This window comes from Oryzomonas sagensis (genome assembly GCF_008802355.1).
In the GTDB taxonomy this organism is placed as follows: domain Bacteria; phylum Desulfobacterota; class Desulfuromonadia; order Geobacterales; family Pseudopelobacteraceae; genus Oryzomonas; species Oryzomonas sagensis.
On record NZ_VZRA01000001.1, the window covers coordinates 1,497,321 to 1,519,246 of the forward strand.

At 61.2% G+C, this 21,926-nt stretch carries 19 protein-coding genes and 1 tRNA gene; 9 read left to right on the forward strand and 11 right to left on the reverse strand.

The features are described 5' to 3' along the window. Positions 1 to 3 precede the first annotated feature (3 nt). The 3 genes from tkt (at position 4) to aroF (ending at position 3,990) form a co-directional block, all read left to right on the forward strand. On the forward strand, positions 4 to 2,013 hold the full coding sequence (gene tkt / locus F6V30_RS06920; RefSeq protein ID WP_151156129.1) for a transketolase: 2,010 nt from the start codon (positions 4 to 6) through the stop codon (positions 2,011 to 2,013). A gap of 125 nt (positions 2,014 to 2,138) precedes the next feature. Next, entirely contained in the window at positions 2,139 to 2,828 is a 690-nt protein-coding gene (locus F6V30_RS06925) for a Crp/Fnr family transcriptional regulator (RefSeq protein ID WP_151156131.1), read from the forward strand. A gap of 148 nt (positions 2,829 to 2,976) precedes the next feature. Then, on the forward strand, positions 2,977 to 3,990 hold the full coding sequence (gene aroF, locus F6V30_RS06930; protein WP_151156132.1) for a 3-deoxy-7-phosphoheptulonate synthase: 1,014 nt from the start codon (positions 2,977 to 2,979) through the stop codon (positions 3,988 to 3,990). 424 nt (positions 3,991 to 4,414) lie between these two features. Here aroF and nikR read toward each other — a convergent pair whose 3' ends face one another. The 6 genes from nikR to F6V30_RS06960 all read right to left on the reverse strand — a co-directional run bounded on the left by nikR (position 4,415) and on the right by F6V30_RS06960 (position 11,774). Then, a complete protein-coding gene (nikR, locus tag F6V30_RS06935) occupies positions 4,415 to 4,834 on the reverse strand; it encodes a nickel-responsive transcriptional regulator NikR (protein ID WP_151156134.1) in 420 nt (139 codons plus the stop codon). Between the two features lie 9 nt (positions 4,835 to 4,843). Further along, positions 4,844 to 5,926 (reverse strand): threonine-phosphate decarboxylase CobD, encoded by a 1,083-nt coding sequence (gene cobD / locus F6V30_RS06940; RefSeq protein WP_151156135.1) that lies wholly within the window; start codon positions 5,924 to 5,926, stop codon positions 4,844 to 4,846. After that, positions 5,910 to 6,881, reverse strand: coding sequence for an adenosylcobinamide-phosphate synthase CbiB (gene cbiB, locus F6V30_RS06945; RefSeq protein ID WP_151156136.1), 972 nt, complete (start codon positions 6,879 to 6,881; stop codon positions 5,910 to 5,912). The genes cobD and cbiB overlap by 17 nt, the downstream gene beginning before the upstream one ends. Continuing rightward, a complete protein-coding gene (locus tag F6V30_RS06950; RefSeq protein WP_151156138.1) occupies positions 6,878 to 9,370 on the reverse strand; it encodes a cobyric acid synthase in 2,493 nt (830 codons plus the stop codon). Before F6V30_RS06950 ends, cbiB begins: the two co-directional genes overlap by 4 nt. Before the next feature lie 200 nt (positions 9,371 to 9,570). Next, positions 9,571 to 10,380 carry a lytic transglycosylase domain-containing protein gene (locus F6V30_RS06955; RefSeq protein ID WP_151156140.1) on the reverse strand — a complete coding sequence of 270 codons (810 nt, stop codon included), beginning with the start codon at positions 10,378 to 10,380 and terminating at the stop codon, positions 9,571 to 9,573. Then, a complete protein-coding gene (locus F6V30_RS06960; protein WP_151156141.1) occupies positions 10,377 to 11,774 on the reverse strand; it encodes a sigma-54 dependent transcriptional regulator in 1,398 nt (465 codons plus the stop codon). Before F6V30_RS06960 ends, F6V30_RS06955 begins: the two co-directional genes overlap by 4 nt. Before the next feature lie 315 nt (positions 11,775 to 12,089). On the opposite strand from F6V30_RS06960, the gene F6V30_RS06965 reads away from it, so the two are divergent. The 5 genes from F6V30_RS06965 (at position 12,090) to F6V30_RS06985 (ending at position 17,476) form a co-directional block, all read left to right on the forward strand. Then, complete coding sequence (locus F6V30_RS06965; RefSeq protein ID WP_151156143.1) at positions 12,090 to 12,584, forward strand: chemotaxis protein CheW; 495 nt, start codon at positions 12,090 to 12,092, stop codon at positions 12,582 to 12,584. Positions 12,585 to 12,617: 33 nt separating this feature from the next. Beyond that, positions 12,618 to 14,456: a chemotaxis protein CheA gene (locus tag F6V30_RS06970; protein ID WP_151156145.1), complete on the forward strand. Its 1,839-nt coding sequence runs from the start codon at positions 12,618 to 12,620 to the stop codon at positions 14,454 to 14,456. Between the two features lie 175 nt (positions 14,457 to 14,631). Further along, positions 14,632 to 15,459: a CheR family methyltransferase gene (locus F6V30_RS06975; protein ID WP_151156146.1), complete on the forward strand. Its 828-nt coding sequence runs from the start codon at positions 14,632 to 14,634 to the stop codon at positions 15,457 to 15,459. A 17-nt stretch (positions 15,460 to 15,476) separates the two neighbouring features. Beyond that, complete coding sequence (locus tag F6V30_RS06980) at positions 15,477 to 16,385, forward strand: HDOD domain-containing protein (RefSeq protein WP_151156148.1); 909 nt, start codon at positions 15,477 to 15,479, stop codon at positions 16,383 to 16,385. Further along, entirely contained in the window at positions 16,385 to 17,476 is a 1,092-nt protein-coding gene (locus tag F6V30_RS06985; RefSeq protein WP_151156150.1) for a protein-glutamate methylesterase/protein-glutamine glutaminase, read from the forward strand. Before F6V30_RS06980 ends, F6V30_RS06985 begins: the two co-directional genes overlap by 1 nt. 80 nt (positions 17,477 to 17,556) lie before the next feature. Here the strand turns inward: F6V30_RS06985 and F6V30_RS06990 are convergent, their stop codons facing one another. The 5 genes from F6V30_RS06990 to F6V30_RS07010 form a co-directional block, all read right to left on the reverse strand. Further along, a complete protein-coding gene (locus F6V30_RS06990) occupies positions 17,557 to 17,790 on the reverse strand; it encodes a hypothetical protein (protein ID WP_151156152.1) in 234 nt (77 codons plus the stop codon). Positions 17,791 to 17,792: 2 nt separating this feature from the next. Continuing rightward, a complete protein-coding gene (locus tag F6V30_RS06995) occupies positions 17,793 to 19,370 on the reverse strand; it encodes a peptide chain release factor 3 (protein WP_151156154.1) in 1,578 nt (525 codons plus the stop codon). Between the two features lie 95 nt (positions 19,371 to 19,465). Continuing rightward, complete coding sequence (locus tag F6V30_RS07000; RefSeq protein WP_149306666.1) at positions 19,466 to 19,912, reverse strand: DoxX family protein; 447 nt, start codon at positions 19,910 to 19,912, stop codon at positions 19,466 to 19,468. Between the two features lie 35 nt (positions 19,913 to 19,947). Next, on the reverse strand, positions 19,948 to 20,805 hold the full coding sequence (locus F6V30_RS07005) for a GGDEF domain-containing protein (RefSeq protein ID WP_191965598.1): 858 nt from the start codon (positions 20,803 to 20,805) through the stop codon (positions 19,948 to 19,950). 66 nt (positions 20,806 to 20,871) lie between these two features. Then, positions 20,872 to 20,948 (reverse strand) — tRNA-Arg (locus tag F6V30_RS07010). 123 nt (positions 20,949 to 21,071) lie between these two features. On the opposite strand from F6V30_RS07010, the gene F6V30_RS07015 reads away from it, so the two are divergent. After that, positions 21,072 to 21,920 (forward strand): MBL fold metallo-hydrolase, encoded by an 849-nt coding sequence (locus F6V30_RS07015; RefSeq protein WP_151156157.1) that lies wholly within the window; start codon positions 21,072 to 21,074, stop codon positions 21,918 to 21,920. Positions 21,921 to 21,926 lie beyond the last annotated feature (6 nt).

Below are 21,926 nucleotides of genomic sequence, written 5' to 3' on the forward strand. Positions count from 1 at the left end.
GATATGCAGCAGGCAGTCATTCCCGCAGACAAGGCCAGGCTCTGTGCCGACGCCATCCGTTTTCTCGCCGCCGACGCGGTTGAAAAGGCCAATTCCGGCCACCCCGGATTACCTATGGGGGCCGCAGACTGCGCCTTTACCCTGTGGGGCAATTATCTCTCCTTCAACCCCGAAGACCCCCGCTGGCCCAACCGCGACCGTTTCATCCTCTCGGCCGGCCACGGCTCCATGCTGCTCTATTCGCTCCTGCACCTGTTCGGCTATGACCTGCCGCTGGAGGAGTTGAAAAACTTCCGCCAGTGGGGCAGCAAAACCCCCGGGCACCCCGAGTTCGGCCATACCGTCGGGGTCGAGGTGACCACCGGCCCCTTGGGCCAGGGGTTCGCCAATGGGGTCGGCATGGCCATCGCCAGCCGGATGGCGGCGGAACGCTTCAATACCGCCGACTTCAGCCCCATCGACCACACCATCTACGCCCTGGTGGGCGACGGCGACCTGCAGGAAGGGATCAGCTACGAAGCCGCTGCTCTGGCCGGTCATCTCAAGCTGGGCAACATGGTGTATCTCTACGACGACAACGGCATCACCATCGAGGGCAAGACCAATCTGGCCTGGTCCGAGGACGTGGCCGGGCGTTTTACCGCCAGCGGCTGGCATGTGCAGAAGATCGACGGCCACGACTACACCCAGATCATGGCCGCCATTGCCGCCGCCAAGGCCGAGACGGAGCGGCCGTCGATCATTATCGCCACCACCCACATCGCCTTCGGCAGCCCGGCCAAGCAGGATTCCTCCGGGGCCCACGGCTCGCCCCTGGGCAAAGACGAGATTGCCGCCACACGGGCCAACCTGGGATGGCAGCATGCCCCCTTCGAGGTGCCGGAAGAGGTCCGTGCCATCTGCCGTGAACGGGTCGAGGCGCTCAAACGTCGCTATGCCTTCTGGCAACGCGGTTTTTCTGGCTGGCATGCCGCCAATCCCGAAAAGGCAAAATTGTGGGATGAAATGTGGAATAAGCAGGTACCGGCCGCGCTGGCCGATGAATTGCTCGCCGTGGTTGCCGACAAGGACGGCGCCACCCGGGCCCTGTCCGGCGCGGTTCTCCAGAAAGCGGCCGCCCTTGTTCCCGCCCTGGTGGGCGGATCGGCCGACCTGTCGCCTTCCAACAACAGCGATATCAAGGGCGCGGCTTCCGTGCAGCCGGGCGCGTTTGCCGGCCGCAACCTGCATTTCGGCATCCGCGAACACGCCATGGGCGCGGTGGTGAACGGCATGGCCCTGTACGGCTGCTTTATCCCGTACGGCGCCACGTTCCTGGTCTTTTCCGACTACTGCCGTCCTTCCATCCGTCTCTCCGCCCTCATGAACCTGCAGTCGATCTATATCTTTACCCACGACTCCTTTTTTGTCGGCGAGGATGGCCCCACCCATCAGCCGATCGAGCATGTGGCCTCACTCCGCATGATTCCGGGCCTCCAGGTGATCCGTCCGGCCGACGGCCTGGAAACGGCGCAGGCTTGGCAAGCGGCATTGCAACGCAGCAATGGGCCGACGGTCCTGATCCTCACCCGCCAGAAACTTCCGGTCATTGCCCGTCCCGCCTCCTTCGACAGAGCGGATGGCCTCAAGGGAGGATATGTCGCGGCCTCGCCCGCCGGCAGGCCCGACGTGGTCATCATGGCCAGCGGCTCCGAGGTGCATGTGGCGGCCGATGCGGCAGGCCTCCTGGCGGCCCGGGGGATCGGAGCCCGCATCGTCTCCGTGCCCAACCTGGGGCAGTTCCTGGCCCAGCCGGCCGCCTACCGCGACGAGGTGCTCCCGGCAGGAGTTCCCCGCGTGGCCTTTGAGGCCGGTCGCGGCGAATCCTGGGGCAAACTCCTGGGATGCGATGGCCTGTTCATCGGCATCGAGCACTTCGGCGCCTCGGCCCCGGACAAGGTGTTGGCGGAACAGTTCGGCTTCACCGCGCCCCAGGTGGCGGAGAAGATCGCCGCGTTCCTGAAAAAACAATAGGCGAAGCTCACCACGGAGGATAACAAAGGGGAAGAAGGCTGCATGGCTTGAGCCCTTCTTCCCCCGTGTACCTCCGTTGTTCCTCCATTCCATTCCCTCCATGGTCCGGCTTTCTGAGGTTGCTTATGGAGCTGATCGAGCTGCTCAAAAAATCCCTGCTCTTCTCCGGCCTGAAGGATAACGACCTGGCTGAACTGGCCGCCATTACGGTCCGCCGCACGTTCAGGAAAGGTGAGTCCCTCTTCAGCGAGGGCGATGAGGCCACCGGTTTTTACCTTTTGGTATCGGGCAGCATCAAGCTCTGCCGTATCGCCCCCGATGGCCGGGAAAAGGTGCTGCACTTCGTGCAACCCCGCGAGACCTTTGCCGAAGCGGCGTTTTTCGGCGACGGGCGCTACCCGGCCGAAGCCCGCGCCCTGGCGGCCGGCGAGGCGCTCTACCTGCCCAAGGAAGGGTTTCTGGAGCTGATGGGGCGCAACCCCAATTTCTCCCTCAACCTGGTGGTCTCCCTGTCGCTCATGCTGCGGCAGTTCGCCCGCCAGATCGAGGAACTCTCCTTTGCCGACGTCACCTCGCGGCTGGCCTCCTTTCTGGTCCGGCGGTCCGCCGAGAAGTCGGCCAGTTACGGCGGCATCACCTACATCGACCTGGGGGTCAAAAAGGGGGAGCTCGCCTCGCGGCTCGGCACCGCCAGCGAGACTGTCTCCCGCACCCTGCGCAAGCTGAAGGATGAGGGGATTATCGAGGTCCAGGGGAGCCGGGTGGTGATCCACCAGATGGAAAAGCTGCAAAAGCTGTCCGAGCGTCACGAATAAGGTCAACAGTTTTTTTGCCGCCGCGTTGCAGAGACACGGAGAATTGTGGGGACAATGGCTACCGAAACCTTTTCGGGAACGGGACCTGCGGCGGTTCGCCGTCTGTTTGCGGCAAAATTTTGTCTGATGCAAGGAAAAGGAGCTATCCATGCTGATCGTCATGAGTCATAATGCCACCACCGCCGATATTGACGCCGTTGTTCGGACCGTAAACGAGATGGGCCTCACGGCGGCGCCGATCCCGGGCAGGGAACGGACCGCCATCGGCGTCCTGGGCAACCACGGCTATGTCGATGACAGCAAAATTCTGGAACTGACGGGCGTACAACAGGTGATCCACGTTTCCAAACCATACAAGCTGGTTTCCCGCGATTTTCATCCCGAAAATACCATCGTCGATGTCAAGGGCGTCCGTGTCGGCCAGGGGTGCCGGCCGGTGGTGGTGGCCGGGCCGTGCGCCGTGGAGAGCGAGGAGCAGATCGTCAAGACCGCCCTCTTCGTGAAACAGGCCGGCGCCGACATGCTGCGGGGAGGGGCGTTCAAACCGCGCACCGGCCCCCACACCTTCCAGGGGCTGCGGGAGGAGGGGCTGAAGCTGCTCGCCGTGGCGGGGAGGGAGAGCGGCCTGCCCATCGTTACCGAGGTGATGAGCCCGGATAGTGTGGGGCTGGTGTCCGAGTACGCCGACCTGCTCCAGGTCGGGGCGCGCAACATGCAGAACTTCGACCTGTTGCGGGAATTGGGCAGGATCCGCAAGCCGGTGCTGCTCAAGCGCGGCATGAGCGCCACGGTGGAGGAGTTCCTGGCCGCGGCCGAGTATATCCTGGCCGAGGGGAACGACCAGGTCATCCTGTGCGAACGGGGCATCCGCACCTATGAAACCGCGACCCGCAACACCCTCGACCTGGCCATTGTGCCGCTGATCAAGGAGATGTCCCACCTGCCGATCATGGTCGATCCCTCCCACGCCACCGGCAAGCGCAGCCTGGTGCCCCCCATGGCTCTGGCGGCGTTGATGGGCGGTGCCCAGGGCGTGTTGGTGGAGGTGCATCCGGAACCGGAAAAGGCGCTCTCCGACGGTCCCCAGTCCCTCACCTTCCCCGGGTTCGGAAACCTGATGGAAGAGGTCCGGCGGCTGATCGGTTTTCTGGGGTATGTCTGACCGTTTATAAAAGACTTGTAATGATTTGGCCGCAGGTGTAATAATGAAACCACCTGATCGTTCTCTCTACCCTGTTGGTCGGCAGTAGCACCCGGGCGGAATGCTAAACAAAACGGGGGTCGCTCCCTGCTGTGGTGTGCTGCCCCATTACGCGGGATTTGCCTGAAGCAGTATACTGACTCCCATGGTTGAGGAAACTCGCCGGAGGTCCTTTAAGCTGACGGCAGGGTGGAGAGAATGAGTAAAAAAGGGGAAGCCTCGCGCTTCCCCTTTTTTTGTAAATCTGAATCCGCGACGCCTCCCTGCCGGAAGGCTTCCGCCATTGCGTTTGAAGTGTTTGCGACCGTCAGGCGGCGGGCAGGCCCGGCTCTTCCGGATACTGCGGCATTCCGGCGTCACGGATTCGGGATAAACTTGACGTCCCTTAGCCCAATTCCCGTCCCGTGGTCGTCATCACCAGCTTGCCGTGCTTGACCCCCTTCACGCCGATCAGGGAGTCTGCTATGGCCTTGATCTGGCTCGCCTTGCCCCTGACGATCAGCACCTCGAGACAATTGTGGTGGTCCAGATGCACGTGCAGGGTCGAGATGATGCGGTCGTGGTGGTCGTGCTGGATGGCGGTCAGCCGGTCGGCCAGGTCGTGGACGTGGTGGTCGTAGACCAGTGTCACCGTGCCGACCGTTTCTTCGTTGCCGTCTGCCCAGGTCTGCTCCACCAGGGCGTCGCGGATCAGGTCGCGTATGGCCTCGGAACGATTGACGTAGCCCTTTTCCGTAACCAGCCGGTCAAAACGCTCCAACAGCCCGTCGTCGATGGATATGCCGAAACGTATGGTCTCTCCCATCACACCCCCCTATTCTGTCGATAGAATCTTTTCCAGACATGCAACGAGACGTTCGTTTTCTGGGCGCGTACGCACCGCAATGCGGAAAAAACGGGGCGTAAGGCCGCTGAAACTGGCGCAGTCGCGGATAATGACCAATTCGGGCAGGAGTTGTTGCGCCAGTTCCCGGGCCGTCATCTCGCCCGTAAGCTCCACCAGCAGGAAGTTGGCGCGGGAAGGGTAGACCCTGAGCCGGGGAAAGCCGGCCAACCGGTCGGCCAGGAAGCGCCGTTCCCGGGCGATGAAGAGGAGGGTCCGCCGGTTATGCTCCCGATCCCGCAGGGATGCCGTGCCGGCCGCCTGCGCCAGGGTGTTGACGTTCCACGGCACGCCGAGTGCGTCGAGCCGCCCGCACAGCGACGCATTTGTCATGGCATACCCCAGGCGCAGGCCGGGGATGCCGAAGAATTTGGTCATGGACCGCAGGATGAGGACGTTATCGCTCGCGACGACGGCGTGTTTGGCCGACGCCTCCTCGCAGAAGTCCATAAAGGCTTCATCCAGCACCAGAAAGGTGCCTGCCGCGCGGCACAGCTCCCGGACCTGCTCGACGATATGCGGCGGATAGAGCGCTCCGCTGGGGTTGCCGGGATTGCAGAGGTAGAAGGCATCGTACCCCTCGGCAAGCTTCGCTTCCAGCCGCGCCAGGTTCAAGGAAAAGCCGTCCTCGGGTGCGAGCGGGAAGTGGTGCACCTCCCACCGCTGCCGCTCCAGGGCCCGCCCGTATTCGCTGAAGCAGGGGGCGGCGAGCAGGGCGCGTTTCCCGGAGAGGACGGCCGGCAGTTGGTAGATCAGTTCCGTCGAACCGTTGGCGATAACGAAGTGAGTTGCGGGAAGCCTGTGGTAATGGGCGAGGGCCTCTTTCAACTCCTCGTGGCCCGCGTCGGGGTAGTGCACCAGGCTGCCCAGGGCGTGGTCGATGGCCGATCTCACCAGGGGCGACGGTCCCAGTGGGTTGATGCTGGCCGAGAAATCGGCCAGTGCGGACAGCGGGACGCCCATGCGGCGCGCTGTCGCGAATATGGTGCCGCCGTGGTCATAACTGCGGGACATGGAAGCCTTTCAGCGCCCAGGCAGCGGCAATGCAGGCGGCTGCCATGAGCAGGGTGGTGGCGTACATCAGCCTGATCATACTCCGGTATGCCCGGCCGTCAAGGGGGAGCAGCGGGTCGCCGATGGGCTCCTTCCAGGAGGGCGTGCCGCCATAGGTGGCCGCCCCCCCCAGGCGCACCCCCAAAGCCCCGGCGGCCGCAGCCTCCGGGTGGCCGCTGTTGGGCGAAGGATGATTGTGGCGGTCGCGCAGCGTGATGCGCGCGGCGTTGCGCCAGGAAAGTCCTGTCAGGGGCGAGGCCATGATCATCAGCAGCGCGGTCAGGCGGGCGGGGAGGAAGTTCAGCAGGTCGTCCATGCGGGCCGATGCCCATCCCAGCCGCAGATAACGCTCGTTTTTATAGCCCACCATGGAGTCCAGGGTGCTGACCGCCTTGAAGACGATGCCGGCCACCGGGCCGCCGAGGGTTAGCCAGAACAGGGGCGACACGATGCCGTCGGCGGTGTTCTCGGCCACGGTTTCCACCACTGCCCGCCATATATCGGCATCGCCGAGATCGTGGGTGTCCCGGCCGACGATACGGGACAGGTTACGCCGCGCCGCCTCACGGTCTCCGGCCATCAGGGCGTCGGCAACCAGGGCCGATTCCCGGTGGAGGGAGCGGGCGGCCAGACAGGTGTAGGAAACGTACGCCGCGCCCAGAAGGCCGGCGAGGGGACCAAGGGTCGCGAGCCCGTACAGCGCCAACCAAACGGTTGCCGCGCTCGTGCCCACGGTGAGGAACAACAGGCCGATGCCGGCGGCCCGCTCATGGCGGGTGATCTTGCCCAGGCTTGATTCCAGAAAGGCGATCAACCGGCCGATCAGGACCACCGGATGGGGCAAGCGGCGGGGGTCGCCCAGGGCCAGGTCCAACGCCAGGGCCAGGATCAGCACTGCCGGTTCAGCGGGTGTCACCGTTCCAGCCCGCACATAGCCAGCAGGAGGGGGATGTCGAGGTGCCGTTCAAGGTGGTCGGCCAGCCGGTCGAAGGGATCGCCGCGATCCGGTTCGTGGGCGACGTGCCGCACGGGGAGCCCCTTGCCGCCGCGGATGCGGTTGAGGTAGGCCTCCCGGAAGGGGGCGTTGTCGAAGACGCCGTGCAGGTAGGTGCCGAAGATTCTGGCATCCGGCGAAACCGCGCCGTCCTGGACCGCAACCTGGGCGGCTCCGCGTCGGGAGATGCGGGCAAAGGGGCGTCCCGGGCCGACGGGGGTGGTGATGCCCATGTGGATCTCGTAGCCGGTCAACTCCTCCTCGCAGCCGGGGGCGAGCGTCTGCCCGGCGCCGTCGAGGCGGGCCGCCGCCTGATGGGTCGTCTTTTCCGGCAAAAGTTCCGTCTCCACCGGGAGCAGGCCGAGCCCGGCCATCTCCCGAACGTCCGATTCCACGCCGTCGGGGTCAGACACCCGTTGGCCGAGCATCTGGTAGCCGCCACAGATGCCGACGATCCGCCCCGTGAAGTCCTTGATCGCCTCGGAGAAGCCGCGCTCCTCCAGGTAGCGGAGGTCGGGGATGGTGGTCTTGCTGCCCGGGAGGATGAGGACATCGAGCCCTGCCATCTGCTGCGGCGATTCCAGATAGGTGAGGGTACAGTCCGGCTCGCAGCTGAAGGCGTCGAAATCGGTGAAGTTGGAGATACGCGGCAGCCTGACGATCCCGATGCGGATGGTATTCGGGTCGGGGGCGCCGCCGGCCGGGCATGAGGGGCGGCTGAGGGCCATGCTGTCTTCGGCCGGCAGATTGAGGTCCGCAAGCCAGGGGAGGACGCCGATGACCGGGATGCCGGTCCGCTCCGTGATGAAGTCGAGCCCTGGCCGCAGGATGGCGGCGTCGCCGCGGAATCTGTTGATGATGATCCCGCGGATCATCGCCTTCTCATGGGGCTCCAACAGGTCAATGGTGCCGACGATCTGGGCGAAGACGCCGCCGCGGTCGATGTCGGCCACCAGTATGACCGGGCAGCGGGCCATGGCGGCAACCCGGAGATTGGCGATGTCGTTGTGCTTGAGGTTGATCTCGGCAATGCTCCCGGCACCCTCGATGGCGATGAAGTCGTAGCCGTTTTTCAAGCGTTCGAAACTCTCCGCGACCCTTGCAAAGGCCTGGGGCTTGTACGCATCGTACTGTGCCACATTCATGGAGCCGACCGGACGCCCCTGGACGATGACCTGGCTGCCGGTGTCGGAATTGGGCTTCAGCAACACCGGGTTCATGTCGGTATGGGGATCGATGCGGCAGGCCTGGGCCTGCACGGCCTGGGCCCGACCGATCTCGCCCCCGTCGGGGGTGACGGCGGAGTTGAGGGACATGTTCTGGGATTTGAAGGGCGCGGTGCTGATGCCGCGCCTGACCAGCAGGCGGCAGAAGCCGGCCGTGACGACCGATTTACCCACGTCCGACGCGGTGCCGCAGAACATGACGGCGCCCGGCCGGGGCGTCGGCGGCGTATCATGTTCCGTCTGCATCCGTGACGCCTCCATGCCTGCTGACCGGCAGGCCTCTGCCTGTGCAGGCAGGGAGATGAGCGACCGTCCGGCGGAGGACCGGCATGGTGAGTGGTCCGCTGCGGCACGGGCGGCGTGCGGGCCCCGGCTCTTCCGGCCACCAAGGCTACCCGGCGTCACGGATTCAGGCTCCGTATTGGTGGCGGCGCCGTACTTGCCGGCATAGCCGCGGGGGGTGACCATGCGGCCGTGGCTGTCCACAAAACTGCTGCTGTTGCCGATGACCACGATGGTGGACATGTCGATCCGGTGCTCCAGCAATGCCCCCAGGGTGGTGACGGTGCTCCGCTCGTCCGGGCGGCAGGCGTTGCGCACGATGCCCGCCGGGGTTTCGGCCGGCCGGGAGGCCAGGATGATGCGGCGGGCCTCCTCGATCTGGGTGACCCGCTTTGTGCTGCGGGGGTTGAAGATCACGATGACGAAATCGGCCCGGGCGGCCGCCGTAAGCCGTGTCATGATCAGGTCCCAGGGGGTGAGCAGGTCGGAAAGGGAGATGACGGCAAAGTCGTGCATCAGCGGTGCGCCCAGCACGGAGGCCGCCGCCTGGATGGCCGAAATGCCCGGTATGACCCGGACATCCGGCTGGGGCAGGCCGCTTTCGGCCTCGTTTTCCAATAACTCCAGCACCAGGCCGGCCATGCCGTAGATGCCGGCGTCGCCCCCGGAGACCAGGGCGACCGCCTCGCCGGCGCGCGCCCTGACGATGGCCTCGCGGCAGCGCTCGATCTCGCGCATCATGCCGGTTGCCACCGTCGTTTTCCCGGCGATGACGGGGCCGAGCTGTTCCAGATAGCTGTCGTAACCGATAATGGTTGTGGATTCGGCGAGGGCCTGGCGGGCGGCATCGGTCAGGTGGACGATGTCGCCGGGGCCGGTGCCGATGATGTACAGGGGGGGCATGAAATCACCTATTAACAGGTTGTTGAAAAACAGCCATCAGGCCTTTGTCCTCGAAAGCCCCTTGTGCGGCGTAGCGCTGCTACGCCTCCGCGGGTCTTTCTGCGGTTGCGACGATCTGACTATTTTTGAACAACGTGGGTTTTCAACAATCTGTTAAGGATTGGAGTGGATACCGCACGATCTTGTGTGCGGTGAAGATGCTAGGCGCTGTACGATGCGTAGAGCTGTTTTACCCGTACCAGATAATTTTGTGTTTCGCGGGGCATGCGATCCGGTCTTCTGTCCACGTTGCCCGGCCCCCAGTTATAGGCGGCCAGGGCCGAGTCTACGTTGCCGTTATAACGGTCGAGCAGGTCGCGCAGGAAGCGCGTCCCGGCCATGACGTTCTGCTCGGGGTCAAAGGCGTCGTTGACGCCGAGGGAACGGGCGGTTCCGGGCATGAGTTGCATCAGGCCCCGGGCCCCTGCGGAGGAAACGGCCGTGGGGTTGAAGTTGCTTTCGGCCTTGATGACGGCCTTGATGAGCCCGGTCTCGACCCCGTAACGGCGGGAGGCCTTGGCGATGATCGGCTCCAGCCATTCTTTGTCGCTGCCCAGCGGCGTCGAAGACGTGGCCTGATACACCGCAGCAGGTTGTTCCGCGGAGGATTCCGCGCCACGGTAGGATGTTTGGCCGGCTGTCGCCTGGGCGGCGGCGTCGGCATAGGCCTTGATGAGGGGTTGGAGCAGGGACGGCTGCTGACCGAGCGTCTGGGGCGGCGTGGCGTCTGACGAACCGTCGCCCGCCAGGCTCAGGGTGGTGTGGAGCATCTGCAGGCTGAGTGCTTCGGCAAGATTTTGGGCGCTGGCCTGCTGCGTCTGTTCTGCCGTCGAGCTCTCCATGGCGCGGTCGAGCCGTTCGGCGAAGACGCCGTCTGGTTGGCCGGCGGCGTCTTCGCGCCCGCTCTTGCGCGACTCCTGCGCCAGGATCGATTTGAGAAGCGACAGGTTGCCGCTGATATCGATGGTCATTGCGTCTCTGACTCCTTGTCGTAGGCCAGGTTCTTTTTCTTCAGCTTCTCGATCAGGGTCGTGCGTTTCAGGTTCAGCAGCATGGCCGCTTCCTTCTTGTTCCCCCTGGTCCGCTCCAGGGCCTGGAGGATAAGCCGGTTCTCGAACTCGTCAAGGACCGAGTTGAGGCAGATGCCGGTTTCCGGGAACGCGTTCCCGGCCGGGATTGCCGGGGCCTGTACCTGAACCGTCCGGGCAAGGTATTTCTCCGGGAGATCGTCAGGGGTAATGAGGCCGCTATCCTTGAGGATCACCAGGCGTTCCACCAGATTCTCCAACTCCCGGACGTTCCCCGGCCAGTCGTAGGCGCAGAGGATTCCGAGGGTTTCGCTGGAAAAGCCCGTTACCTCATGCCGCTTTTCGCCATTGAAACGGTCCAGAAAGAAGTCTATCAGCAGCGGTATGTCCTCACGCCGTTCCCGCAGGGGGGGGATGGTGATGGGAATGACCGACAGCCGGTAAAAGAGGTCTTCGCGGAAGTCCTGGGACTCCACCAGTTCCTCCAGTTTTTTGTTGCTCGCCGCAATGATGCGGACATCCACCTTCTGAGACTTCGTCGACCCGACCGGTTCGAATTCCTTGCTCTGCAGAACCCGCAGGAGCTTGACCTGCAGATTGGCTTTCATGTCGCCGATTTCATCCAGGAACAGTGTCCCCTTGTCCGCCATCTCGAAGCGCCCCGCACGATTGGCATACGCGCCGGTGAACGACCCCTTGACATGGCCGAACAACTCGCTTTCGATCAGGTCCTCGGGGATGGCTGCGCAGTTGATCGGGACAAAGTTCTTGTCGCTCCGGGAGCTCAACTGGTGTATGGCACGAGCTGCAAGTTCCTTGCCAGTGCCCGATTCCCCCTGGATTAACACCGTGGCGTTTGATGCGGCGATCTTTTCGATCAACTCGAAGAGGGCGGCCATCCGGCTGCTTTTCCCGATGATGGAGGAACAGAGCGCGCGAGGGGCGCGTGGTGCAGCCCAGGCATGGGGTGTTTTCATGGTCTGGAACTCCCTGGCGCGCATGACCAGACTTTCCAACTCGTCCAGATTGAGCGGCTTGGACAGGAGAAAAACATTGTCTTCGTTTGCCGGGTTGATATGGGCATTGCTGCTGTAGCCGATCAGGACGAGAAGCGGGTTTATCTTCTTGGCCTCTTCGATGAAATCCGGGGCGATATCGGCCAGCAGCTTCAAGTCTGCGATCACGATGCCGATATGTTTTTCATGTAGAGTGTCAAAAATATTGGATGCCGGGGTGGCGTGGGCGATGTCGTACCCCTGGTATTTCAAAAAGGCCGATATGAGATCGCGGGTTTTGCGATCGTTCTCGACTATGAAAATGGTGCCTGGCGTATCCATGATGTATCCATTACTGGCGAGGTATGCACTGATGTGTCCACGGTGCTTCAAAAGGCATCGAGGGAGAATAATAGGGCGCATTGACACGAAAGTCAAGAAAATGACTTTATGTTTTTGGGCGATTGGCAGGGCAATTGATCTGCGTGGTATTGCCGGCCCGAATTAAATTTTTATCGTACTTGATAAATAGCGGCCTGCATGATAAATATTAGTCATAATTTAGTATTCTAATTTATGCGGGGTCTGTCGTCCCGACAAACTTCCATAACTATTTTGATCATTTCGAGCATGTTTATCCACATGGAGGAGGGAGTAATGAACGATGCGCTCGTGCCGGTGAAATCTGATGAATCTCGCGACAAATTGATACAGTTGGTAAGCTTTAATCTTGACCAGGAGGAATATGGGGTCGATGTCCTCAAGGTCAGGGAAATTATCCGGATGCCGAACGTGACGCGCGTTCCCAATACCCCCCAGTATGTCGACGGTGTCATCAACCTGCGCGGCAAGGTGATCCCCATCATCTCCATGCGCAAAAAATTCGGCCTGATGGAAGTGGACAACGACAAGCAGACCCGCATTATGGTCATGGATGTGGAGGGGGAGCTGATGGGCTTCATCGTCGATGCCGTTTCGGAAGTCATCCGCATTTCCGGCAGCGAGATCCAGCCTTCGCCCGCGGTAGTCGCCAGCGGCATTGACCAGGAGTGCATCGCGGGTGTAATAAATCAGGCGGAGCGTCTGCTGGTTTTGCTCGACCTGGAGAAGATGTTCTCCGGCGACGAGAAGCGGCTTTTTGCATCAATGTAGTCGTAGTGCCCAGTTTTTTTCAAGGAGACGTTAATGCCACCGTTTGATAGTGAAGATCAGGAACTGCTGGAAGGCTTCCTTACCGAAACAACCGAGCTGCTCGAGAAACTCGACGACGATCTCGTGGCTTTGGAGAAGGAAAAGTCCTCGGACGACCCCGAACTTCTCAATCGGATTTTCAGGTCGATCCATACCGTTAAGGGCGCTTCGAGTTTTCTGGGCTTCGACCTCTTGGTTAAAGTGACCCATAAGACGGAGGATGTCCTCAATCGCCTGCGAAAAGGCGAATTGACGGTGAACCCTGAAATCATGGATGTCATTCTCGAAGCCACGGACCTGGTCAAAGTCCTGGTAAGCGATATCAAGGCGGGTGAGATTCAGGAACGGGAGATCGACGGTACCATAGCCAAGCTGATGCCACTCCTTTCCGAGAGCGTTGCCGCCCAGGCTCCGGCCGCCCCGCAGCCCGCTGCCGACGCGAGCCCGCAGACGGTTGCCGAGCCCGATGCGGCTCCTGCCCCGGATGCCGCGGCAGCAGCGCCGGTCGAACCGCCGCCGTCGCCTGTCAAACAGGAAGTCGCACCGGTCCCGCCGCCGAAACCGGCCGGGGATGCGGTCGCCAAGAAGGCGCCGGTGCCCAAGCCGACCGAGGGAAAGGGAGAGGATCTTTCCGACAACACCACCGTGCGCGTCGATGTCAAACGCCTTGACGACCTGATGAATCAGGTGGGCGAACTGGTGCTGGAGCGTAACCGCATGATCCAGCTTAATCAGGATCTCCAGCAGGGCGAATCAGAACGCCTCGATTTTAACGAGGAATTCGGCAAGCTCACCAAGCGGATGAGCTTCGTCACCTCGGAGCTGCAGATGCAGGTCCTGAAGATGCGCATGATCCCGGTGGACAAGGTCTTCAAGAAGTTCCCCCGCATCGTCCGCAGCCTGGCCCGCGATCTGGGCAAAGAGGTCGATCTGCAGATCTTCGGCGAAGAGACCGAACTGGACCGCTCGGTTGTCGACGAGATCGGCGATCCACTCATCCACTTGATCCGCAATGCCATGGACCACGGCCTGGAGACCCCCGACGAACGCGTTGCCGCCGGTAAGCCGCGGGTGGGCGTCCTGATCCTGGCCGCCGTCCACGAGGGCAACCAGATCATCATCAGCATCAAGGACGACGGCCGCGGCATCGACACCGACCGGGTCGGGCGCAAGGCCGTGGAAAAGGGGCTGATCACCGAGGAGCAACTGGCCGCCATGAGCCAGCGTGAAATATTCGACCTGATCTTTCTGCCCGGCTTCTCGACCAAGGAGAAGGCTTCCGACCTCTCGGGCCGGGGGGTCGGCATGGACGTGGTCAAGACCAACATCAAGAAGCTCAACGGCTTGATCGAGATCAAGAGCGAAAAGGGGCTGGGATCGGAATTCATCCTGCGCCTCCCGTTGACCCTGGCCATTATCCAGTCGCTCCTGGTAGAGGTGGAGGGAGAGATCTACTCCATTCCGCTCTCTTCCGTGCTTGAGACCCTGCGGGTCGAACAGCGCACCTTCCACATGGTCGGCGGCCAGGAGGTGCTCAAGCTGCGCGAATCGGTGCTGCCGCTGATGCGCCTGCAACGGAAGTTCAATGTGCAGCAGCGCTATGAAAACGACGATTTCTGCTATGTCGTCGTTGTCGGCGCCGCGGACAAGCGCATGGGACTGGTGGTCACACGCCTGGTGGGCCAGCAGGAGGTGGCCATCAAGTCGCTCGGCAACTACCTGGCCAATATCCCCGGCATTGCCGGCTCCACCATCCTCGGCGACGGCCGGGTCACCCTGATCGTCGACCCGGTTGGGCTCATCGATGACGGCGAAAGCGCTCCGGGCCGGTAGGCCGGCAACTCCCCCCAATGTTTTTCTTCCCTGCGGCGCGAGTCGGCGCTTCGACTCGCGTTACCAGGGACGTGGACAAATAACGGCACAATTGAAGGTAGCCGATTCGATACCTGACATAGATATGCTGGCGTTCTTGGAGTAGGCGCCAACCACAAGCCCAAAAGGACCGACCGTGTCAATATCCGATAGTGATTTCATACAGCTGCGCGACTTTATCTACAATATCTGCGGAATGTACTTCCATACCACCAAGAAGTACTTCCTTGAGAGCCGTCTCAGTCGGAGGATGGAGATTACCGGCACGAAGACGCATCTGGAGTACTATCAGTTCCTCAAATCGCCCCGCGGTTCCGAAGAGTTGAAGTATCTGATGGATGAAATCACCACCAATGAAACCTATTTTTTCCGTAATGTGCCGCAACTGACGGCGCTGGAAACAAAACTTCTGCCCGAAATCGTCGAGACCAAGAATAAGATGGGCTTTCGCAAGCTGCGCATCTGGAGCGCCGGCTCCTCCTCGGGGGAGGAAGCCTATACCATGTCCATGATGCTGCTGGAAAAGCGTACGACGCTCCTCAAGGACTGGATTATCGAGATCGTCGGCACCGATATCAACGAAACCGTCATCTCCCAGGCCAAAGAGGGAATTTACAACGCCTATTCGGTCCGTAACATCCCCGACCTCTACAAACGCAAGTATATAAAGGAGGAGAACGGCAAGTTCCTTCTCTCGCCGGAGGTCAAGAAGTTCGTTACGTTCAACAAGCTCAACCTGTACGATGATTCCAAGATGATCTTCATGAAGAGTTTCGATTTTATCTTCTGTGCCAACGTGTTGATCTATTTCGATACTGCTTCGAAATCCAAGGTTGTCCAACACTTTTACAACAACCTACAACCATACGGTTATTTCTTTGTAGGCCAGTCCGAGTCCCTGCACGGGGTCAACGACAAGTTCAAGACCGTCCACTTCCCCGGTGGCTTCACCTACAAAAAGTAGCCTGAAAGGTATACTCCATGGACAAGCTCGCGATGATACAGAGAGCGGAAGAACTGGTCGGTACAATCGAGGACCTGCCGACGATTCCCGTGGTCGCCACCCAGGTGCTGCTTCTCCTTGACCAACCGGAGGTGAGGGTCGAGGATGTGGCCGACCTGATGCTGACCGATCAGGTCATGACCGCCCGGGTGATGAAGATGGTAAACTCGCCGATCTTCAAGCTCGGCCACGACATCACCTCCCTCAGGCTGGCGCTTGTCTATCTCGGCTTGAAGCACATCCGCGAACTGGCCCTTACCACCTCCCTGATCAATGCCTTTGACGCCGATACGGGTGATTTTCAGATCAGCGCCTTCTGGGAGCATTCCTTCGGAGTCGGCATGGTTTCCAAGATCATTGCCGAAAAGATCGGGTATCCGGATCTCGAAAAGGCGTATATCGGCGGCATTATCCACGACCTGGGCGTCGTCTTCCTGAGCCAGTACCAGCGCGAGGATTTTCAGGCGGTCCTGGACCGCATCAAGGACAAGCCGATCAAGCTGGTGGACGCCGAGGCGGAGCTGCTGGGCACGACCCATTGCGAGATCGGCCTGTGCATGGCCCGGAAATGGAACTTCCCCGAGGTGTACTGCGAGCTGATTTCCCAGCACCACACACCTGCCGAGGCGACCATCGACCCGGTCCTGTGCGCCATCGTCAACCTGTCCGACCTGTTCTGCGGCGTGCGCGAACTCAATTATGGCGGGAGAGAGTGGGTAAGTTTCAACCTGTCCGATGAAGCCGCTTGGCAGATACTCAGGAACGAGGCCCCGAATCTGGCAAACCTTGATATTGAACGTTTCTGCTACGAGCTGGACGACGCCATTCCCGATGTCAAGGCGTTGGTCAGTTCGATATTTACTTCACACGAACAGGCGGGGGATTGATGCTTACTTCCCGAAGCGGAAAAATACGGGTACTTATCGTTGACGACTCTTCGTTCATGCGCATGGCGATACGAAGTGTGCTCTCCAAGGACCCATCCTTTGATATCGTCGGTACGGCGGCAGACGGCATGGAAGGGGTGGAAAAGGCCATCGCCCTCAAGCCGGACGTCATCACCATGGACGTGGAAATGCCCCGCATGGACGGCATCGCGGCCCTGCGCCAGATCATGGCCAAGGCGCCCACCAGGGTGCTCATGGTCTCCACCCTGACCAACGAAGGGGCCAAGGCCACCTTCGAGGCCCTCGACGCCGGCGCCATCGATTACATCCCCAAGAACGTCACCGACTCGGCCGAGGCCCAGCACATCTTCCGCGAGGAGTTGCTGCGCAAGGTCCGGGAAGCCGGCAAATCCCATGTGGGCCGCATCGCAGCCACTTCCCCGATACGGCCGGCCGGTGTCACCCCCGTTGCCGCACCTCCGACGCGCCCCACGGCATCGCGGTTTACCGGCAAAAAGATCAATTATGTGGGGATCGGCGCATCCACCGGGGGACCGGTGGCGCTCCAGGAGGTGCTCTCCCGTATTCCCGTCAATTTTCCCTACGGCATCATCGTCGGCATTCACATGCCCAAGGCCTTTACCGGCCCCTATGCCGATCGCCTGAATGCCAAATGCTCCATGACCATCCGGGAGGCGGTGGATGGCGATGTACTCAAGCCCGGCCTGGCTCTGGTCGCCCCCGGCGGCATGCATACCACCCTGGTGCGCAGGGGAACGAGCGTTGTGGTTAAAACCGTCCCCACCAGCGCCTATCCGCAGTATGTCTACATCCCCTCGGTGGACCTGATGATTTCGAGCATGGCCGAGGCCACCAACGGCTCCATGCTGGGGGTTATCCTGACCGGTATGGGCAACGACGGTTTCAAGGGGATGCAGCTCCTGAAGAGCAAGGGGGGGGTGACCATCGCCCAGGACGAGGCGACATCGACCATCTACGGCATGCCCCGGGCCTGTGTCGAAGGCGGGGTCGCCGATGAGGTGCTGCCCCTGGGGCAGATCGGTTTCGAGATATCCAAGTTCATGGGGTAGCCGCCGCAGGACCGTCTGCTGAGGTGCGACATGAAGACAAGAAAAAAGGGCGGCCCTGTCAGGGACCGCCCTTTCTTGTCTTATCGTTGAGCGTGAACAACCAGCCCTTTGGTGGTGGTCACGACCTTGCAGTTGGAAAACCCCAGCCGTTTCAGCCGTCGCAGGATGAAAAAGGCGGCAACCGGATGGACATGGGGCAGCATCAGGGGAAAATTCTCCAGGGGCAGCCTTCTGATGGCCTGCCAGGTCGCCCGTACCCGATATCCTCCCCGCTGTTCACCATGCTTGCCCGGTTGTGCGGCGGCTTCGGCCATGCCTAGCTATGCTCGCTGGTTTCGTGGAACTCCAGCTTCTTCCAGTTCTCGATCGTATTGTCCAGACGCCATTGGCTGCCGGCCATGTAGGTCAGTTTCCCCTCGCCGTCGATGTAGAGGTGCATGACCTCCTTTTTCTCGAACTCCTCGATTTCCTTCTTCTCCCCCTGGACCCAGCGGGCGGTCACGTAGCTGACCGGCTCGAAGGCCACCTTGACCCCGTATTCGAACTCCAGGCGGTGCATGACCACCTCGAACTGCAAAAGCCCGACCGCCCCGATGACCCAGTCGGCCCCCATGAGCGGTTTAAAGACCTGGGTGGCGCCCTCTTCGGCCAACTGCACCAGCCCCTTTTCCAGGGCCTTTGATTTCATGGGGTTGAGCAGCCGGACCTTGCGGAAATGTTCCGGGGCGAAACTGGGGATGCCGGTGAATTTCAGCTCCTCCCCCTGGGTGAAGGTATCGCCGATCTTGATGGTGCCGTGGTTGTGAATGCCGATGATGTCCCCCGGCCAGGCCTCCTCCACATTGGTCCGGTCCTGGGCCATGAAGATGGTGGCGTTGGCGATCTGCACCTCGCGCCCCAGGCGTACGTGTCGCACCTTCATGCCGCGGGTGAACTTGCCGGAACAGATGCGGAAGAAGGCGATCCGGTCCCGGTGGGCCGGGTCCATGTTCGCCTGGATCTTGAAGGTGAAGCCGCTGAAGGGCTCTTCGTAGGGCGACACTGTCCGGCTGATCGTCTCGCGGGGCAGCGGCGCGGGGGCATACTCCACAAAGGCGTCCAGAAGCTGTTGAACGCCGAAGGTGTTGATGGCGCTCCCGAAAAAGACCGGCGTCTGCTGCCCGGCCAGGTAGGCCTCCTTGTCGAAGGGATGGGCGGCCCCCTCCAAAAGTTCCACATTATGGCGCAGTTCGTCCACCTGGCTGCCCAGCAGTTCGTCCAGCAGCGGATCGTCCAGGCCGGTGGCGGTCAGCACCTGGCCGGTGCCGTTGGCCGCATCGGGGTCGAAAAAGGTCAACTCCTTGGTGTAGAGGTGGTAGGTCCCGCGGAAGCGCTTGCCCATCCCCACCGGCCAGGTGACCGGGGCGGTCTGGATGTGCAGGTTCTTCTCGATGTCGTCCAGCAGGTCCAGGGGGTCCTGCCCCTCCCGGTCGAGTTTGTTCATGAAGGTCATGATCGGGGTATGGCGCAGGCGGCAGACCTCCAGGAGTTTCTTGGTCTGGCTCTCCACCCCCTTGACCGAGTCGATCACCATCAGCACCGAATCTACGGCGGTCAAGACCCGGTAGGTATCCTCGGAGAAGTCGTTGTGGCCGGGGGTGTCCAGCAGGTTGATCTCGCAACCGGAATAGGTGAACTTCATGACGGAGGAGGTGACGGAGATACCGCGCTGTTTTTCCAGCTCCATCCAGTCGGAGGTGGCATGGCGGGAGCTCTTCCGGGCGCGGACCTCTCCGGCCTGCTGGATGGCCCCGCCGAAGAGGAGCAGTTTTTCGGTGATGGTGGTCTTGCCGGCGTCAGGGTGGCTGATGATGGCAAAGGTACGGCGTTTATCGACTTCCTGCTGGTTATGCATTTCCACGTATACTCCTTTAGCAATCGAAAGGCGGGCTTGGCCCGCCTCCTGTATTCATGATGATTTCAGGGGGGAACGGGTCCCCGAATCCGTCCCTACGAACGGAAGACCAGGCGGTCCAGGCACCAGCGGCCCCCGCCGGCAAGAACCAGATAGAGGGCCATGCCCAAAAGCGCGATATTGAATTCGATGCCATGGCCGTGGCCCGGTATGCAATAGGTGTTCAGGAAAAAACCGTTCACCCAGCTCACCTTGTAGATGGCCACCAGCATGACCGCTGAAATGCCGGCCGCCGAAAGCCGGGTCAGGAATCCGGTCAACACGCCGAAGCCGCCGCCGAATTCGGCAATGATCGCCAGGAGGGCGAAGATCGGCGGGATGCCCATTTTCAGTTCAAAGGTCTTGAAGGTGGCGGTCAAGCCCTGTCCGCCGAACAGACCCAGCAATTTCTGCGAGCCATGAGCCATGAAGATCAGCCCCAGCGGTATCCGCAACATGAGTGGCGCCAATAAGTCGGTTGCGTCAAAACTCCCTTTTGCCATGAGGTCCCTCCGTGATAGTCACAAAATGAAGATGATCAGACCACCACATGCGCTATGCCGTCCGTGTCGCGCCCCTTGGCGGTGCGTGCGAGTTCTTCGGCCCTGTGGACGAACTCGCCGATGGCGGGCAGATCGTGCAGGCTGGTGACGGCGCCGATGGTGAAACCGACCGGCCAATCCTTGTGTGCCATCGCCTGCCGCAAGTGGTGGTGAAGTGTCTCGAGCAGCGGCAGGGCCGCGGTACTGTCGGTATCGGGCATCAGCACGACGAACTCGTCGCTGCCGAACCGGGCGTGGAGATCGCTGCTCCGGGTCGTTGCCCTGATGGTGTCGGCCACCTCCACAAGCAGGCCGTCCCCCGTTTTATGGCCGAACCGGTTGTTGATCTCCTTGAAATTGTTAAGATCGATGCAGGCGATGGAGATCGGCTGCCTGCTCTGGCGCGAACGATGCAACTCATGAGCGGCCGACTCGAAAAAGGCATGGCGGTTGAGCAGGCCGGTCAGGGGGTCGCTGCTTGCCAGCGACCGTTCCGCGTACAGGTGCCGTTTCAAGGCCGCGACCAGAAAACTCATGATCAGCAGGAAGACGAACTCGACAAAAACATTCCAGTAGTGGAGCGGCGAATAGGAAAAGGAAAACGAGGTGCCGGCTCCGTCGGCGACCAGGCGGGTGATGAACGCAAGAAGGCAAAAACATGCACCGACCGCCCTGCCCGCATGCCACGCCGCGAGCGATACCGGGATCAGGTAGAAGATGATCAGGGAGTAATCGCCGGTTATGTAGTCCAGCCAGCCGAGCATGACCAGCAGCACGATGTTTACGATGGAGATGGTGAGTGGAGACGGCTGGAGGAGGCTGGAGAAAATGGCTGATGTGCTGCGTGTTGGCATGGGACTGTTACCCGTGTGAGCCATAGCGAACAAAGAGAGGTAAAACATCATCCCGTGTTGCAGGATTGGCGGGCGGCATGGGATTCGAACCCACGACCCCAGGCTTCGGAGGCCTGTACTCTATCCAACTGAGCTAACCGCCCGCACCATTCCTGTCCAGCTTCGGACATTATCCAAACAAATTACACTAATCGGGCGGCCAACTCAAGCCAAAAATCTGTCTTTTTATCGGATGCTCTGTTAGAATGCGCTTTCAAGGGAGAACCATGAAACGTGTGTCCTTGACCATAGTGCTCTTTGTTGCGCTTTTTTTGCCGATTGCGGCCGATGCGGCCAACTTCAGGTTTCAAAAGGTCGGGGGCGATGTTTATGCGGCCATTGCCGAACCGGGGAGCAGGGCCGCCAGCAATTGCCTGATCGTTGTGGCCGACTACCAGGTCATTCTGGCCGGCGCCCATTTCACCAAGGCGACCACCCGGGAACTGCTCGACTTTGTCGGGACCATAACGCCGCTCCAGGTGCGCTACGTCATCCTGACTCACCACCATAGCGGCTTCGACGCCCTGGATACGGATTTTCCCCGCAATGCCGACATCATCACCTCCCAGCGTACCTGGCAACTCCTCAGGAAGGAACCGGGCCGGATCAAGAATCAGGTGATCTTCTTCGAACAGGGGCTTACCATCAAGCGCGGTTCCCGGGAAATCGTCATGACCGCCACCGAGCGCGGGCACAGCGAGGGGGACGTGTTCGTCTCACTTCCCGAGGACGGGGTCCTGTTCACCTCCGACCTCCTGTTCAACGATGTGGGCGGTTACATGGGGGACGGCTACTTCCGCGATTGGCTCATGGATCTCGATACCCTGGACGAGGTCGGCGCGCGCACGGTTGTTCCGGGGCTGGGCGCGGTGACGGACAACGACGGCATCAAACGTTTCCGGGCCTTTTTCCGCGATTTTACCACCGAAATCCTGCGGCTGGCCGCGAAAGGGCTCGACGTGGACGCCGCCAAGCGGGAGTTCTCATTGCCGCAGTTCCAGAACATGCCCGGATTCCGCACCTTTTTCGACGTCAATTTCCGGCGCGCCTACAACGAGTTGAAGGAGCTGAAATGAGGCCGT